The sequence below is a fragment of the Delftia sp. UME58 genome (genome assembly GCF_014170385.1).
GTDB classification, from domain to species: Bacteria; Pseudomonadota; Gammaproteobacteria; order Burkholderiales; family Burkholderiaceae_C; genus Comamonas; species Comamonas acidovorans.
This window is the reverse complement of record NZ_LZZV01000105.1, coordinates 178,849-194,166: the sequence shown is the minus strand read 5'-3', so window position 1 is coordinate 194,166 and position 15,318 is coordinate 178,849. Positions and strand designations below refer to the sequence as shown.

General features: G+C 67.4%; 9 protein-coding genes and 1 pseudogene. 3 read left to right on the top strand and 7 right to left on the bottom strand.

Annotation, left to right across the window (positions count from 1 at the left end):
* The 5 genes and pseudogenes from A9976_RS31605 to A9976_RS27665 form a co-directional block, all read right to left on the bottom strand.
* Positions 1 to 679 (bottom strand): annotated as a pseudogene (locus A9976_RS31605) (IS3 family transposase); the annotation flags it as partial.
* A 135-nt stretch (positions 680 to 814) separates the two neighbouring features.
* Positions 815 to 3,256, bottom strand: a complete 2,442-nt coding sequence (rpoD, locus tag A9976_RS27680; protein WP_183021630.1) for an RNA polymerase sigma factor RpoD — start codon at positions 3,254 to 3,256, stop codon at positions 815 to 817.
* Positions 3,257 to 3,519: 263 nt separating this feature from the next.
* On the bottom strand, positions 3,520 to 5,526 hold the full coding sequence (dnaG, locus tag A9976_RS27675) for a DNA primase (RefSeq protein WP_183021629.1): 2,007 nt from the start codon (positions 5,524 to 5,526) through the stop codon (positions 3,520 to 3,522).
* Positions 5,527 to 5,594: 68 nt separating this feature from the next.
* Positions 5,595 to 7,802, bottom strand: a complete 2,208-nt coding sequence (locus tag A9976_RS27670; RefSeq protein ID WP_183021628.1) for a HAMP domain-containing sensor histidine kinase — start codon at positions 7,800 to 7,802, stop codon at positions 5,595 to 5,597.
* Positions 7,799 to 8,524: a response regulator transcription factor gene (locus A9976_RS27665; RefSeq protein ID WP_012206841.1), complete on the bottom strand. Its 726-nt coding sequence runs from the start codon at positions 8,522 to 8,524 to the stop codon at positions 7,799 to 7,801. Before A9976_RS27665 ends, A9976_RS27670 begins: the two co-directional genes overlap by 4 nt.
* A gap of 266 nt (positions 8,525 to 8,790) precedes the next feature.
* On the opposite strand from A9976_RS27665, the gene A9976_RS27660 reads away from it, so the two are divergent.
* Positions 8,791 to 10,128, top strand: coding sequence for an SPFH domain-containing protein (locus tag A9976_RS27660; RefSeq protein ID WP_183021627.1), 1,338 nt, complete (start codon positions 8,791 to 8,793; stop codon positions 10,126 to 10,128).
* A gap of 3 nt (positions 10,129 to 10,131) precedes the next feature.
* Positions 10,132 to 11,604, top strand: coding sequence for a hypothetical protein (locus A9976_RS27655; RefSeq protein ID WP_183021626.1), 1,473 nt, complete (start codon positions 10,132 to 10,134; stop codon positions 11,602 to 11,604).
* A gap of 16 nt (positions 11,605 to 11,620) precedes the next feature.
* Here the strand turns inward: A9976_RS27655 and A9976_RS27650 are convergent, their stop codons facing one another.
* Positions 11,621 to 12,646 carry a cytochrome-c peroxidase gene (locus A9976_RS27650; RefSeq protein ID WP_183021625.1) on the bottom strand — a complete coding sequence of 342 codons (1,026 nt, stop codon included), beginning with the start codon at positions 12,644 to 12,646 and terminating at the stop codon, positions 11,621 to 11,623.
* Between the two features lie 636 nt (positions 12,647 to 13,282).
* Between A9976_RS27650 and A9976_RS27645 the strand changes: the two genes are divergently transcribed.
* Complete coding sequence (locus A9976_RS27645; protein WP_183021624.1) at positions 13,283 to 14,929, top strand: acyl-CoA synthetase; 1,647 nt, start codon at positions 13,283 to 13,285, stop codon at positions 14,927 to 14,929.
* 51 nt (positions 14,930 to 14,980) lie between these two features.
* Here the strand turns inward: A9976_RS27645 and A9976_RS27640 are convergent, their stop codons facing one another.
* A complete protein-coding gene (locus A9976_RS27640) occupies positions 14,981 to 15,316 on the bottom strand; it encodes an SMR family transporter (protein ID WP_183021623.1) in 336 nt (111 codons plus the stop codon).
* Positions 15,317 to 15,318: the final 2 nt, after the last annotated feature.

Sequence of the window (15,318 nt, the reverse complement as noted above, 5' to 3'; positions counted from 1 at the left end):
TGATACGCCCGCTTCGGCGCCACCAGCATGCGCGCCTCGCGCAGCACGTCCAGCAACGCATCGCGCCCCAGGCTCGCGCCGGCGTGCTGCAGCGGCTGCGCGAGCAGATGGTGCAGCTTGCGCGCGCCCAACCGGGGCTGACGCAGGCGCACGTCGCGAACGAGCTCGATCACGGTGTCGGCACGCGCACAGCGTTGCTGCTGATGCTGCAACTGCTGGTAGTAGGCTTGGCGGCTGACGCCCCAATGGCGGCAAGCCCTCGCCACGCTCAGCCCCGGGAGGAGCTTTTGCGAGAGGACTTGCCCAAAGGCTTTTTTACGATGCGCACCCCGTAGTCCTTCTTCAGGACATCGATCACCGCCTCGAACAGTTGGGCCTTCTCGTTGGCTTCGCGAAGCTGGACTTCGAGGGCCTTGATCTTCTGCTCGGGAGTCAGCGGTGCAGCAGGTGCAGATGAGGGCTTCTTGATCGGTACTGGCATGGCAAGCCCGGATGATGCCGAACTCCAGTTTTGGCGACCATGCTTGCGCAGCCACACCAACACGGTCGAACGGCCCTGGATGCCGTAGCGCTCCTGGGCCTGTTTGTACGTGAGATCGCCTTTTTCCACCTGATCGACCACCGACAGCTTAAAAGCCAGCGTGTAGTCCCGCTGCGTGCGTTTGACCCTTGATTCCATTGACTTGCCTTTTCTGAGAGGAAAAGGTGTCAACCCAGGTCAGGACGGGTCAGTCGCATAAAAAAAGCCCCGCATGGGCATGCGGGGCTTTTTGGGAGAGCGACTGCCGGCACGGAAGCCGGCATCCACAGCGCCTTACAGCGAGTCGATGAAGCTGCGCAGCTTGTCCGAGCGGCTCGGGTGCTTGAGCTTGCGCAGGGCCTTGGCTTCGATCTGGCGGATGCGTTCGCGCGTGACGTCGAACTGCTTGCCCACTTCTTCCAGCGTGTGGTCGGTGGACATCTCGATGCCGAAGCGCATGCGCAGCACCTTGGCTTCGCGCGGGGTGAGGCCGTCGAGGATGTCCTTGACCACGTCGCGCAGGCCGGCCTGCATGGCGGCGTCCACGGGGGCGGTGTTGTTGGTGTCCTCGATGAAGTCGCCCAGGTGCGAATCGTCGTCGTCGCCGATCGGCGTTTCCATGGAGATCGGCTCCTTGGCGATCTTCATGATCTTGCGGATCTTGTCCTCGGGGATCTCCATCTTGGCCGCCAGGATGGACGCATCGGGCTCGAAGCCGAACTCCTGCAGATGCTGGCGCGAGATGCGGTTCATCTTGTTGATGGTCTCGATCATGTGCACCGGGATACGGATGGTGCGCGCCTGGTCGGCGATCGAGCGCGTGATGGCCTGGCGGATCCACCAGGTGGCATAGGTCGAGAACTTGTAGCCGCGACGGTATTCGAACTTGTCCACCGCCTTCATCAGGCCGATGTTGCCTTCCTGGATCAGATCCAGGAACTGCAGGCCGCGGTTCGTGTACTTCTTGGCGATGGAGATCACCAGGCGCAGGTTGGCCTCGATCATCTCCTTCTTGGCGTCACGGCTGGCGCGCTCGCCATCGTTCATGCGCTTGTTGATGCGCTTGAGCTCGTCCAGCGGCACGACCACGCGCGACTGCAGGTCGATCAGGTTCTGCTGCAGTTCCTGCACGGGCGGGATATTGCGCTCCAGCACGTTGCTCCAGGGCTTGCCGGCCGCGACCTGCTGCACCACCCACTGCAGGTTCAGCAGGTTGGGCGGGAACTGGGCGATGAAGGTCTCCTGCGGCATGCCGCACTTGTCCACGATGATCTTGCGCAGCTCGCGTTCCTTCTTGCGCACGTCATCCACCTGGGCGCGCACGAGGTCGCACAGCTTCTCGATGGTCTTGGCCGTGAAGCGGATGGTCATCAGCTCTTCGGTCAGTGCCTTCTGCACCTTCATGTACATGGGCGTGCCGTAGCCGTCCTTGTCGTACACCTTGTGCATCTTGTCGAAGTTCTCGCGCATGGCGTCGAAGCGGCGCAGCGCCTCGTTCTTGAGTTCTTCGAGCTTCTTGGTCAGCGCCTTGGAGCCGCCCTTGCCGTCGTCGTCGTCCTCTTCGTCGTATTCGTCGAAGTCTTCTTCGGCCACGTAGTCGTCGTTCTCATTGGCGTTGACGAAGCCGTCGACGATGGTGGAGATGACGACCTTGCCTTCGCGGATTTCCTCGGACATGGCCAGGATCTCGGCGATGGTGGCAGGCGAGGCCGAGATGGCCTCCATCATGTCCATCAGGCCGCCTTCGATGCGCTTGGCGATCTCGATTTCGCCTTCGCGCGTCAGCAGCTCGACCGTGCCCATTTCGCGCATGTACATGCGCACGGGGTCGGTGGTGCGGCCGAACTCGGAGTCCACCGTGGACAGGGCGGCTTCGGCCTCTTCCTCGGCTTCCTCTTCGGTGGTGGCGGACTGGCCCGTGTTGTTCAGCAGCAGGGTTTCCGCGTCGGGGGTCTGCTCGTAGACGGCCACGCCCATGTCGTTGAGCATGGAGATCACGACTTCCAGCGTCTCGGCATCGACCAGCTTGTCGGGCAGGTGGTCGTTGATTTCGCTGTGCGTCAGGTAGCCGCGCGTCTTGCCCAGCTTGATCAGCGCCTTCAGGCGCTGGCGGCGGGTGGACATTTCCTCTTCGGTCAGGACGGTTTCGTCCAGGCCGAATTCCTTCATCAAGGCGCGTTCCTTGGCCTTGCTGATCTTCATGCGCAGGGGCTTGACCTTTTCGGCCGGGGCCGAAGTGGTCTCGACTTCGGCTTCCACTTCGGTCTCGACCTCGGACTCGCCTTCACCGTCGCCGTCGATGTCGCCATCGATGTCGGACAGGTCGGCGTCATCCATGTCGTCGCCACCTTCCTTGGCCTTGGGCTTGCGGCCGCGCTTGGCGGGGGTCTTGGCCGCGGCGGTGGAGCTTGCGGCTGCCTTGGCCGGCGCCTTCTTGGCGGCGGCAGGCTTCTTTTCTGTCTGGGCGGGGGCGTCGTCGCCTTCGGCTGCCTTCTTGCGGCCGCGCTTGGGGGTCGCGGCGGCGAGCAGCTCGTCGGCCATGGCTTTGAGTTCGGCTTGGGACTTGGTTACCACGTCGGTATCTTTCTTTGCTTTGGCCGCAGATGCGGCGCTCTTCGGTCCTGCAGCGGCTTTGCCGGCACCGGCCTTGGCCGGGGCTGAAGAGGTTGTCGAAGTCTTGGGCTTCGCTGTAGCTTCGGGGGCCTGCTTGGACTTCACGGACTTTGAAACGGGCATGAACACCTCACGGTCAGGAGCGAACACACACAAAGGGAAACTCAAACAAGCGCCGCCTAGGCGCACGCGCGGACGGACTAGGTCCGCCAGGGAAGCGAAAAACGTTCCAGGCAAGATGTCTGGGCGAACATTTGGTGTGCAGTCCTTGCGGGAAATTGGGCCGTGCAGTTGCTGCAATCACGTGAGTTCGTCACGGGGCCCGGTCCGGAGGTGCTGCTGTCGCTCTTGCCGATAGCCCCTAATTATATCTGCTTACCTCGATTTCAAGAGGAAGTACGCATCTGGTTTTCCAGGACCTGCTGTCGGGCAAAGAGATCGCGATAGCGCTGGGCGGCGCTGGGGTCCCGTGCCATGTCGCGCACGGCTTCGTCGATCTGGGCCTTGATGTGGTCGATGACGATGCGGTTGAGCACGCCGCGCAGCTCGCGGCGCAGCTCGGGCAGCTCGCCTTCGGGATGGGCGTGGGGGCCGCTCATCAGCTTGTCGGCCAGCACTTCATGGGGCAGGCCGCGCAACTGCTCGCGCAGCACGGCGAAGGGCCGGGGGCCGGATTCCTGGAACTGTGCTTCCATCCAGCGGAACAGCGCGCCGTGCCCGGCGGCGCAGCGCGCCAGCGCCTCGAAGTCCTCGTGGGTGAGTTCTTCCATGAACTCCATGTGCGCCATGAGCAGGCGCGCCGCCTGGTCCGTGCGCGTGGCGGGGGTTCCGCGCGGCCCCATGGGCGGCGGGTTGAAGTCGCTGCGGCCATTCTTGTCCCAGGGCTTGCGTGGCCAGGGCTTTTTGCCGCCGCGCCCGGGCTCGCCGCCGCGCCAGCCGCCTGCGCCGCCGCCCTGGCTGGCCCGGTCGGGCCAGCCCGAAGGGGCGTTGTATTCGGCCGGCTGGCCCCAGTCGGGCGCGGCCGGTGCATGGCCGGCCTGGCCCGGATGGTGGGCACCACCGGCCATGGCGCCGCGTGCCGGTCCGCTGCGGGCGGCTTCCTGCGACCAGAGGTCCGAGAGGTCGCGCGCATCGAGCTGCACGAGTTCGGCGATCTCGCCCAGCAGCTGGCGCTTGAGCGCGCCGTCGGGCAGTGCCGTCCACAGCGGGCGGGCATTGCTGGCCATGTGGGCGCGGCCTTCGGCCTGTCCCAGGTCGCAGCCCTCGCTGGCGGCCTCGATGAGAAAGCGGCTCAGCGGCAGCGCGTCGCCCACGTAGCGGGCAAAGGCTTCGCTGCCGTACTCACGGATGAAGCTGTCCGGGTCGTGCTCGGCGGGCAGGAAGAGGAATTTGACGCTGCGCGTGTCGCTGGCATAGGGCAGGGCGGCATCGAGCGCCTTGCGCGCGGCGCGCCGGCCCGCGCCGTCGCCGTCGAAGCTGAAGACAACGGCCTCGGTAAATCGAAACAGTTTGTGAATATGGTCGGGCGTGCAGGCCGTGCCCAGCGTGGCGACGGCGTTGGCAAAGCCCAGCTGGGCCAGGGCCACCACGTCCATATAGCCTTCGGTGACCAGGGCATAGCCCATGTCGCGCAAGGCGGTGCGGGCCTCGAAGAGGCCGTAGAGCTCGCGCCCCTTGTGAAAGACCGGGGTTTCGGGCGAATTCAGGTATTTGGGCTTCTCGTCGCCGAAGACGCGGCCGCCGAAGCCGATGCACTCGCCCTTGACGTTGCGGATGGGAAACATCAGCCGGTCGCGGAAGCGGTCGTAGCGCTTGTCGTCGCCCTCGCCAACGATGACCAGGCCCGATTCTTCGAGCTGCGGATCGTCGTACTGCGGGAACACGCTGGCCAGCGACCGCCAGCCCGCAGGCGCGTAGCCCAGGCCGAAGCGCTTGGCGGTCTCGCCCGAGACGCCGCGGCGCTTGAGGTAGTCGATGGCCTGGGGCGATGCCTTGAGGTGCCTGCGGTAGGCGTCGCCTGCCTTCTCCAGCACGTCGGTGAGGGTGGCCTGTTTCTGCTTTTGCGCGGCCTGGCGCTCGCGCTCGGCGGGGCTGATGTCGTCCTGCGGCACCTGCAGGCCGACCTGGCCGGCAAGATCCTGCACGGCTTCGACGAAGCCCATGCCGGCATGGTCCATCAGAAAGCCGATGGCGTTGCCATTCTTGCCGCAGCCAAAGCAGTGATAGAACTGCTTGCTGGGACTGACGGTGAAGGAGGGCGACTTCTCGCTGTGGAACGGGCACAGGCCCATGAAGTTGGCGCCGCCCTTCCTGAGCTGCACGTAGCGTCCCACGATATCGACCACGTCGACGCGCGAGAGCAATTCCTGGATGAACGATTGGGGAATGGACACCCTCGTATTGTGCCTTCGCGGGGCCGTCCGGCCGTGCCCCGGGGGCACTGGCCGGTGGCGCCCGGCCCTCAGCCCAGGCGCTGGAAGGTCAGCGTGAAGGCCACGCCATCGCGCGTGTTGTGCGCCTTGATCGTGCCGCCCATCTTCGCCATGTAGGTCCTGGCCACGAACAGGCCCTGGCCCCGGTGTTCGACGCCGCCGGCGGCCGCCGGCTCCTGCGGGGCGGACACGCCCAGCTCGAAGATGCGCTCCAGCAGGTCCTCCGCAATGGTGGCGCCCTGGTTGTGCAGCGTGGCGCTGGCGGCGGACTCCGAGGCCGACAGCGACAGCGTGATGGCCGTGCCCGCGGGCCGGTAGCTGTCGGCATTGCGCAGGATGTGGGTGACCACGTCTTCCAGCGCAAACTCGTCGGCGCGCACGATCACGGCGCCCGTGACGCCCCTGTTCCCGCCCTCGCTCCCGCCTTCGTAGACCACGTTGGCAATGCCCGCAAAGTGCGCGTTGGCGGCCACGTGGCTGAGGAAGGCGTCCAGGTCCAGCCGGCCCTCCGGCACGGTGGCGGCCTGCAGCGCCTCGGCCGGCGATGCGGTGCCGTAGAGCACATGCACGGCCTGCTGCATGCGCTGCACGTAGCGGTGGCCGGGGTCGTCGGGCCCGTAGAGCACCATCAGCGATTGCAGGGGCGACATGATTTCGTGGCCCACGGCATGCCACATGTCGCGTTCCTGCTGGGCGCGCAGCTGTTCGCGCTGCAGGTCGTCCTTCACGCGCTGCAGCAGGTCGGCCAGGCCGCCGGCCAGGATGCCCAGTTCGTCGGAACCACGAAGGTCCGATACTTCGAGGTCGCCCAGGCGCGGGCCGACATGGCCGTCCTGCACGTTGTAGGACACGGCGGCGGCACGCCGGGTGAGGGCGGTCACGCGGCGGATCAGCCCCAGCTCGACGATCAGCCAGGCCAGCGCAATGGCGGCCAGCATGGCGCCCAGGTACCACGACAGGCGCGTGGCCACGGCGGCCAGGCCCTGCTCCACATCGCGCGGGTGGCCTGTGAAGCTGACGGTGTAGTTGCCCGTGGACGTGTCCAGAATGTCCTGGCCCGTGGGCACGGCCGGGGTCATGGTGGCGGCGGAGACGCCGGCAGCATCCAGCGGCAGCCAGCTGATCAGGCGCAGCAGCCAGGGGGCCGAGGGCGCGGCCTGCACATCCACGCCCTTGAGGGTGATGGCGCTGGCTTCGTCGGCGCCCACCTTGCGGATCTGTACGCGCTCGCCCGGCAGCAGGCTGCGCGAGATGTCGTTGAGCGATGCCGCAAGCTGCGCCCCCGGCGAGTTGCTGTCGAACAGCGGCGGCTCTGTGTCCCCTGGGGCCAGCATTTCCACGCGCACACGCATGCTGCCCAGGTCTTCGGGCGGCCAGACGGGGCGCACGTTCCTGCGGAACAGGGCTTCGCGGAACAGCTCGACCGGCAGGCGGATGGAGTAGTGCGTGCGGCGCAGGCAGTCGGCTGCAGGTGGTGTCGTGTCATTGCCCGCATTGCCCTGCACGCCAGGCGGCAGGTCGCGGCAATGGCCGTTCTGCCAGAGCCAGCCACGGAAATCGCGCACGGGCCGCGCGCGGGCGTCAAACTGGGGCGTGCCGTTGTCCACGAAGCCGGTGAGCCGGCCGTGTTCGCCGCTGCCTGACTTGTTGCCCTGCTGAGGCATGGCCTCATAGGGTGCGATCCAGCGGTAGGTGCTGCCGCGCATGTCCAGCGTGATGCGGGCGCGGTGTGCCTGGGCGGGTTCGCGCGAGCCGCGCTCGCGCGGTGTCAGCTCGCCTGCGAAGAAACTGCCCACCAGATAGATGAAGCCGCCTGCGTAGGGATTGTTGCCGATGGCTGCACACAGCGATGCGCCATCGGGATACTGCACCGAGCAGCCGGCCATCTCCACGGCCTGCTGGGACTTTTGCGGATCGTCGAAGTCGATGGCCGCGTAGGGCAGCAGCAGCGGCGCCACGCCCTGGCCCAGATGGCCGGCGTTGAGCAGGGCCAGGCGGCCCGAAGGATGGCGCAGCCGCGCCATGACCTCGGCCTGGCTGCGCACAAAGCCGTGCTGGTAGGCCTGCCAGGCGCGTTCCTTCTCGTCCTTGAGCACCACCACGCTCAAGGACACCGTGGCCACGGCCAGCAGCACGAACACGCCGCGCAGCAGGATGCGCTGGCGGAAGGCGGCCAGGCCCAGGCGCGGAACTTCCAGCCGGGGCAGCTCCAGCCTGGGGTTGAGCAGGCGCTTCATGTGCGGACGGCGGCGCCGGCCTGGCCTACCCAGCGAAAGCCGCGCATGGGCACGTTCTCTATGCCTTCGAAGCCCGGGTCCACCTCGCGCAGGGCCTCGCGGATGGTGCTGACGTGCTTGCGCACGTTGTCGCGGTTGCGGCCGCTTTTCACTACCTCGAACAGCTCGTCGTAGGAAACCACTTCGCCGCTGCGCTGGTGCAGCGTGGCCAGGATGCGCTGGGCCGTCAGCGGCAGGTTGATGCGCTCGCCGCGCCAGGTGGGCGTGCGCTGCCACAGCGGGTCCAGCACCAGGGCATCGCCTGCGGGCGCTGCGGCTGCCTGCGCGGCCACGGGCGCCGCGCGCTGCGTGGTGCGCAGGATGTCCAGGAAGGTCTCGATGAAGTCCGCCTCCTCGAACGTGGTCTTTTGCAGGTAGTCCCAGGCGTCCAGCGCTTTCATGATGCTGCGGTAGATGGCGGCCGGCATGGCCGACACCACCAGCACCGGCGTGCCCTGGCCCAGCTTGTTGATGGCGTTGATCAGGGCCACGCCCGCGTGGCGCTCGCGGCCCAGCTCGATGTCCAGCACCACGGCGTCGTAGTGTTCGCGGGCCAGGGCGGCCTCGGCCTCGTCGCGCGTGAACCACTGGTCGATCACGATGCCGCTGCGCGCACTGCGTATCCATCCCGCCAACTGGTTGCTGGTGGGCAGGTCGTCTTCGATCACGGCGATACGGGTCATGGGGCTGTGCAGTGGTGGGGTCGGGGGAGGCCGCCGTGGCGGTGTTCGCGGGATTATCTCGGCCCTGCGCCGGCCCGGGTGTGAGTTTTTCTTCCGGGGCCGGAGCGTTTGTGCTGGCGCCGTGAACGCATTGGGCCGCGCGCCGCGTTGTTGCTTCCGGGGTGGATCCGAACAATCGGTCCTCAATGAGCCACCCCTGTTTCCGGTGCCTCAGAAACAGCCAACAACAGCCAACAACAGCCATCACAGCCGAGAGAGAGAACACCATGAAAGCCACCTGGAACCGCATCATGCAGGCCCTGACGGGCCGCAAGTCCGCCCGCCTGGACGAAGCCGGCTCTGCCGATTCCTCCGAGCCTGCAGCCGACGCCGGCACGCTGCCGGGCAGTGCGCCCCGCCGCCAGCCCGTGGACTGGGCCGTGCTGCTGCCCACGGCGCGCACCGTGCGCTGGCTGGCCATCGGCGCCTTGGTGGCGGCGGCAGGTCTGGTGGTGGTGCGCAACCCGCCGGTGCAGCACCTGGAGCAGGGCACGCTGGGCGTGCGCCTGAACCAGTTCACGGGCTCGGTCAGCCTGTGGCGCGATGGCAGCGTGTGGGTGGTGCCGGGCCTGCACACGGTGCGCGTGTTCTCCCTGCGCGACCAGAGCTACCGCCCGGAGGCCATGCGCCAGGCCAATGGCAGCGCACCCCTGCAGTCGGTCGAGGGCCTGTCCCTGGGCCTGGACCTGAATGTGCGCTATGCGCTTGATCCCGCATCGCCCGCCGTCAAGGCCGGCAACCTGCCCCTGGACATAGGCGGCGACATCGTGGAGCCCGCCGTGCAGGGCCTGGTCTACAAGGTGTTTGCGCGCTATACCGTGCGCGAGATCTTCTCGACCAAGCGCGCCGAGATCGCCCAGATCATGGAGACCGAACTGCGCACGCGCCTGGCGGCCGACGGCGTCACGCTGCGCAGCATCCAGATCGGCAAGGTGGACCTGCCCGCCGAGTACCGCCGCGGCATGGACAGCCTGCTGGCCGAGGAGCTGGCCTCGGAGAAGATGCGCTACACGCTGGAGCTCAAGGACAAGCGCGTCAAGGAAACCGAGCTGGACGCCAATGCCGACAAGGTGCGCCGCGAAGTGGCCGCCGAAGCCGCCGCACGCGAGCAGGTGATCGCGGCGCGTGCCCAGGAAGAGGCCATGAAGCATGTGCTGCCCTTCAAGCAGCGCCAGATCGAGCAGCGCCAGCTGGAGGCCGAGGCCGAGCGCGTGGCCCGCGTGAAAGCCGCCGAGGGCAGCGCCCAGGCCCGCCGCATCGAGGCCAATGGCGAAGCCGATGCGCGCCAGAAGCTGGCCGAGGCCGAGGCCTTCCGCATGGACCGCCTGGGCAAGGTCAACGCCGAGCAGATGGCGCGCGAAGGCACCCTGGTCACGCGCTACCCGCTGCTCATCCAGAAGACGCTGGCCGACAAGCTCTCGGACAAGATCCAGGTCATCATCGCGCCCCCGCCGACCAATGGCGACTTCATAGGCGCGGCTCTGCTGGGCGGCAGCCGCAATGCACAGGCCGGCGCAGCCTCCGTGGCGGCCGAAGATGCCAACGCAGCCGTTCAGGAGCAATAAGCCATGCTGACCGTATCGACCTTGGCCGCCGCAGCGCTGGCCACCGGCATGGGCAGCGCCATCGTGGTGCAGGACCAGGCCAGCCTGCGCGCCGCGCCGCGCGATGGCGCCCAGCAGCAGGCCAGCCTGTGGCAGGGCGAGGTGCTGGAGATCAGGGGCGAACGCCTGGACTACCTCCAGGTCTGGGACCACAAGCGCGAGCGCGGCGGCTTCATCCGTGCCAGCGATGTGCGCCGCGTGGCCATGACAGAGGCCGAGGCCCCCGCCTTGCTGGCCGTGCTGCGCTTCGTGCAGGACACGCCGGGGGCCGAGGCGCTGGGCATCGGCCTCGCGGCCGCCTACCTGCAGGCGGCGCCCGCCAGGACGCTGGCCGGCGCCGAAGGCGCGCAGGCCTTCGACGCACTGGGCGGCTTTGCCGACCGGCTGGCGCGGCGCGCCTCCGCCGCTGCGCCCGGCAAGACCTCGGGCGCCACGCTGTCGGCCCACCTGGATGTGGCCAACGGCTACGGCCTGCGCTTTGCGACCTATGAGGTCGAAGGCCGCATGCAGGTCTGCTATGAAGGCGAATTCTTCCGCCGCGTGCTGGCCATGCCCGCCGCCGACGCGCCGCAGCGTGCCCGCGCCGCGCTGGCGCTGACACGGCCCGAATGCGTGGACCCCGATCTTCCCGCCCATGAGCGCGCCCGCATGCATGCCTGGCAGGCCGATGTGCTGGAGCGGGTGGATGTGACCGGCCTGCCGCCCTACCTGCGCGGCCGCGTGCAGATGCGCCGCGCCAGCGTGTGGGCGGCGCTGGCCTTCCAGCAGGCGCGCAAGAGCATGGCCGACCCTGCCGTGGCGGCATCGGCCGCCCGGGCGCTGGCCGAGTTCGCGGGCGTCAGCAAATCCGACCTGCCCGATGAAGACCAGAGCGCCTACAACGACGCGGCCATGCGGGTGAGCGCTGTGCGCTGGGCGCTGTCGCCTGTTGCTACTGCGGCTCCTGCTGCCGGAGCCCGCCCGACGCTGCTCACCGAGCCCGGTGCTGCCGGCGAAACCTGCGTGCTGCTGGTGGACGCCCAGCACGGCGCCAAGGCCCCTTTGCTGCGCCGCTGCACCTATGGCGTGGTATGGGCCGCATCGGCCAGCACCAACCGCGAGGGCACGGCCGTGGCCCTGGCCGTGCAGCCGCTGGAAGGCTGGCGCGAACTGTGGGTGCTGCGCAAGACCGAGGCCGGCTGGCTGGCCGATGTGCTGCCCCCGGCCGCCACGGCACCGGAGACCGGCGTGGCCGAATGGGCGGGTTGGGTGCCTGGCGGCCAACTGATGCTGGTGGCGCGCGAGGCCCGCGGCCAGGGCCGCTACCGCAAGAGCTTCGAGGTGGTGCGGCTGGACGGCCTGGCCACCGAGCGCGTGACCGGCGATGTATCGGCCCTGCCGCTGTTCCAGCGCTGGCAGGACCCGGCCTGGAAGCGCCAGTCCCTGAGCCTGCGCTGAACAGGCTTTGCCCTCCTCAGTGGTCGAACGGCTTGGGGCGCGGCGTGGTGTCGCTGGACGGCGGCAGTATGGGCATGACCAGGCGAGGCTGGTCGCCGGTCAGCGTCTTGAGAAAGGCCACGATCTTGGCGTTCTCGTCCTCGCTGAATTGGCGGCCCAGCTGCAGCCGGCCCATCACGTCCACGGCCTGGCTCAGCGTGTCGGCCGCGCCATCGTGGAAGTAGGGGTAGGTCAGCTCCACGTTGCGCAGCGTGGGCACCTTGAAGCTGAAGCGATCCGTGTCGTTTCCGGTGACGGCCGAGCGGCCCTGGGCGTCCACGCTGGCCTTGTAGGGCTCGACGATGCCCATCTTCTGGAAGGAATTGCCACCCACGGCCGGGCCGTTGTGGCAGGCCACGCAGCCGCTTTCCTTGAACAGCCTGTAGCCGGCCAGCTCGTCCCGGCTCAGTGCCTTGCGGTTGCCCTTGAGCCACTGGTCGAAGCGTGCATTGGGCGTGACCAGGGTTTCCTCAAACGCGGCGATGGCGTCCGTGACCTGGTCGATGGTCAACGGCTCCTTGCTGAACACCTTCCTGAATTCGGCACGGTAGGCCGGGATGGAGGCCAGCATGTCCACGGCCAGCTCGTGCGTGAAGGCCATCTCGCCCGGGTTGGCGATGGGGCCGCCGGCCTGCTCCTTGAGGTCCTTGGCCCGGCCGTCCCAGAACTGGGCCAGGTTCAGGCTGGAGTTGAGCACCGTGGGCGAGTTGATGGGCCCCTTTTGCCAGTTGTGACCGATGGAGGTCTTGAGGTTGTCGCTGCCGCCCATGCCCAGGTTGTGGCAGGAGTTGCAGGAAATGAAGCCCGAGCGCGACAGGCGCGGATCGAAGAACAGCTTCTTGCCCAGCTCGACCATGGCCGGGTGGGTGATCCGTGCCGGTGCAATCGGCTGTATCGGCTCGGAGGATGCGGGCGGCTGGGCGGCCTGCGTGCCCAGACTGCAGGCGGCGGCGATCAGCGCCGCTGCCAGAGGGCGGACGGAAAAAAAGGCGTGTCGTGTCATGGGGGCTCCCGCTGCTTGTTATTGGATGCGGGCCGTGTGCGGATGGGCCGCCGGTGGGGGCTGCCTGCCGCACTGCGGCACCGCTTTCAATCTAGGCCAGGCAGGCACTGCGCCCATTGCGTTGGCTCAAGCGAGGGAGCCGTAGAAAGCAGGATTCAGCGATGAGCCAAAAAAAAGCCTGCACCGGTGGGGTGCAGGCTCGTCTCCAACGATGCCTGGAGCGTTGCCAGGCTACTCCTCTAGGAACTCCATGTGCGCCTTCCAGCGTTGCTGGCCGGCGAATCCAAGCGGCGATTCTAAGAGTGAAGCCGGGGCCGTGCGGCCAAGTGATCTGATAAATGATGTCTTATAGAGGACTGCTTCCATGCACTCGCGTTGAAGACGGCCGAAAGCACTTTTTCAGAAAGACCAAGTGATTGTTCTGCATGGGTATTTACAGTTTTCATGGAATTCTGAAAGTTGTGATGCCCTGCAAAGACCATGCATGCCGCTTTGGTTATCCGGGCATGTGCGGTGGCGTGCCAGGTGGCCACGCATCAAGCTTGTGTAAGCCTGTCTTGCTATATCTTCAGGTTTCGCCCGCCTGCAGCGGCAGGCCCGCATCACATCAAGAACCCCAGCGAACCGGAGACCACGATGACCAGCATTTACGACCAGCACCTGGACCGCAACAGTGCCAACCATGCGCCGCTCAGCCCCTTGGGCTTCATCGCCCGAACGGCCGAGGTCTATCCCGAGCGGCTGGCCGTGGTCCACGGCGCGCTGCGCCGCAGCTGGGGCGAGACCTATGCGCGCTGCCGCCAGCTGGCCAGCAGCCTGCACAAGGCGGGCGTGGGCAAGAACGACACCGTGGCCGTGATGCTGCCCAATACGCCGCCCATGGTGGAGGCGCATTTCGGCGTGCCCATGGCCGGCGCCGTGCTCAATGCGCTGAATACGCGGCTGGATGCGGAAACCATTGCCTTCATGCTGGACCACGGCGAGGCCAAGGTGCTGATCGTGGACCCGGAGTTCACGGGCGTGGTCGCCAGGGCGCTGAAGCTGCGCCAGCGCAGCGCGCCGCTGCTGGTGATCCAGGTCGAGGACGCGCTCTACGGCCCGGCCGCCGAGCAGGTGGGCAGCCTGGACTACGACGACTTCGTGGCCGGTGGCGATGCCGGTTTCGACTGGCAGCTGCCCGCCGACGAGTGGGACGCCATTGCGCTGAACTACACCAGCGGCACCACGGGCAATCCCAAGGGCGTGGTCTACCACCACCGGGGCGCGGCCATCAATGCCATCAGCAATGTGCTGGAGTGGGACATGCCCAAGCACGCCGTCTATCTGTGGACCCTGCCCATGTTCCATTGCAACGGCTGGTGCTTCCCCTGGACGGTGGCGGCGCGCGCCGGCGTCAACGTCTGCCTGCGCCGGGTGGAGGCCCAGGCCATCTTCGATGCCATCCGCAACCATGGCGTGACGCACTACTGCGGCGCGCCCATCGTGCATGGCCTGCTGGTCAACGCGCCGGCCGCCATGAAGGAGGGCGTGCCCGCCGGGGTCAAGGCCATGGTGGCTGGCGCGGCGCCACCAGCGTCGATGATCGAGGGCATGGAGCAGCTGGGCTTCGACATCACCCATGTCTACGGCCTGACCGAGGTCTACGGCCCGGCCACGGTCTGCGCCAAGCATGCGGCCTGGGAGGCGCTGGAGATCGGCGAGCGCGCGCGCCTGAATTCACGCCAGGGCGTGCGCTACCACCTGCAGCGCTCGGCCAGCGTGCTCGATCCGGAGACCATGGAGGCCGTGCCCCATGACGGCCAGACCATGGGCGAGATCATGTTCCAGGGCAACATCGCCATGAAGGGCTATCTGAAAAACCCGCAGGCCACGGACGAGGCCTTCCGCGGCGGCTGGTTCCACACGGGCGACCTGGCCGTGCAGCATCCGGACGGCTATATACAGATCAAGGACCGCAGCAAGGACATCATCATCTCTGGCGGCGAGAACATCTCGTCCATCGAGGTCGAGGACGTGCTCTACCGCCACCCGGCCGTGCTGGCCGCCGCCGTGGTGGCCAAGCCCGATCCCAAGTGGGGCGAGACGCCCTGCGCCTTCATCGAGCTGAAGGCCGGCGCCCAGACCACGGCGGAGGACATCATGGCCCACTGCAAGAAGCACCTGGCCGGCTACAAGGTGCCGCGCGCCGTGGTCTTTGGCGAGCTGCCCAAGACGAGCACGGGCAAGATCCAGAAGTTCGAGCTGCGCCGGCAGGCCGGATCGGTCCAGGCCATCACGGGCTGACGGGCGGGACAGCGGCGCAGTGGGCTGGCGCCCTGGTGCCGCGGATGCGCCTCAGTGCCCCGCCGTCTTCGAGAACAGCTGGATGACCAGCACGCCCGCGACGATCAGGCCCATGCCCGCCAGCGCGGGCAGGTCCAGCGTCTGGCCCTGCCAGAGCCATCCGACCAGCGAGATCAGCACGATGCCCGCGCCCGACCAGATCGCATAGGCCACGCCCGTGGGCACGGTGCGCAGCGTCAGCGACAGGAAGTAGAAGGCCAGCGCGTAGCCCAGGACCGTGACCACGCTGGGCCACGGCCGCGTGAAGCCTTCGGACTGCTTGAGGCAGGAGGTGGCCGCCACCTCGGCGACGATGGCCAGGCCCAGGTACAGGTAGTTGGACGCCATGC

Excerpts from the sequence above, each read along its gene's own strand:
- A9976_RS27650 (WP_183021625.1), bottom strand. The coding sequence starts at position 12,646 with ATGACACGACACGCCTTTTTTTCCGTCCGCCCTCTGGCAGCGGCGCTG.
- A9976_RS27665 (WP_012206841.1), bottom strand. The coding sequence starts at position 8,524 with ATGACCCGTATCGCCGTGATCGAAGACGACCTGCCCACCAGCAACCAG.
- A9976_RS27660 (WP_183021627.1), top strand. The coding sequence starts at position 8,791 with ATGAAAGCCACCTGGAACCGCATCATGCAGGCCCTGACGGGCCGCAAG.
- A9976_RS27670 (WP_183021628.1), bottom strand. The coding sequence starts at position 7,802 with ATGAAGCGCCTGCTCAACCCCAGGCTGGAGCTGCCCCGGCTGGAAGTT.
- A9976_RS27645 (WP_183021624.1), top strand. The coding sequence starts at position 13,283 with ATGACCAGCATTTACGACCAGCACCTGGACCGCAACAGTGCCAACCAT.
- A9976_RS27655 (WP_183021626.1), top strand. The coding sequence starts at position 10,132 with ATGCTGACCGTATCGACCTTGGCCGCCGCAGCGCTGGCCACCGGCATG.
- A9976_RS27640 (WP_183021623.1), bottom strand. The coding sequence starts at position 15,316 with ATGGCGTCCAACTACCTGTACCTGGGCCTGGCCATCGTCGCCGAGGTG.
- rpoD (WP_183021630.1), bottom strand. The coding sequence starts at position 3,256 with ATGCCCGTTTCAAAGTCCGTGAAGTCCAAGCAGGCCCCCGAAGCTACA.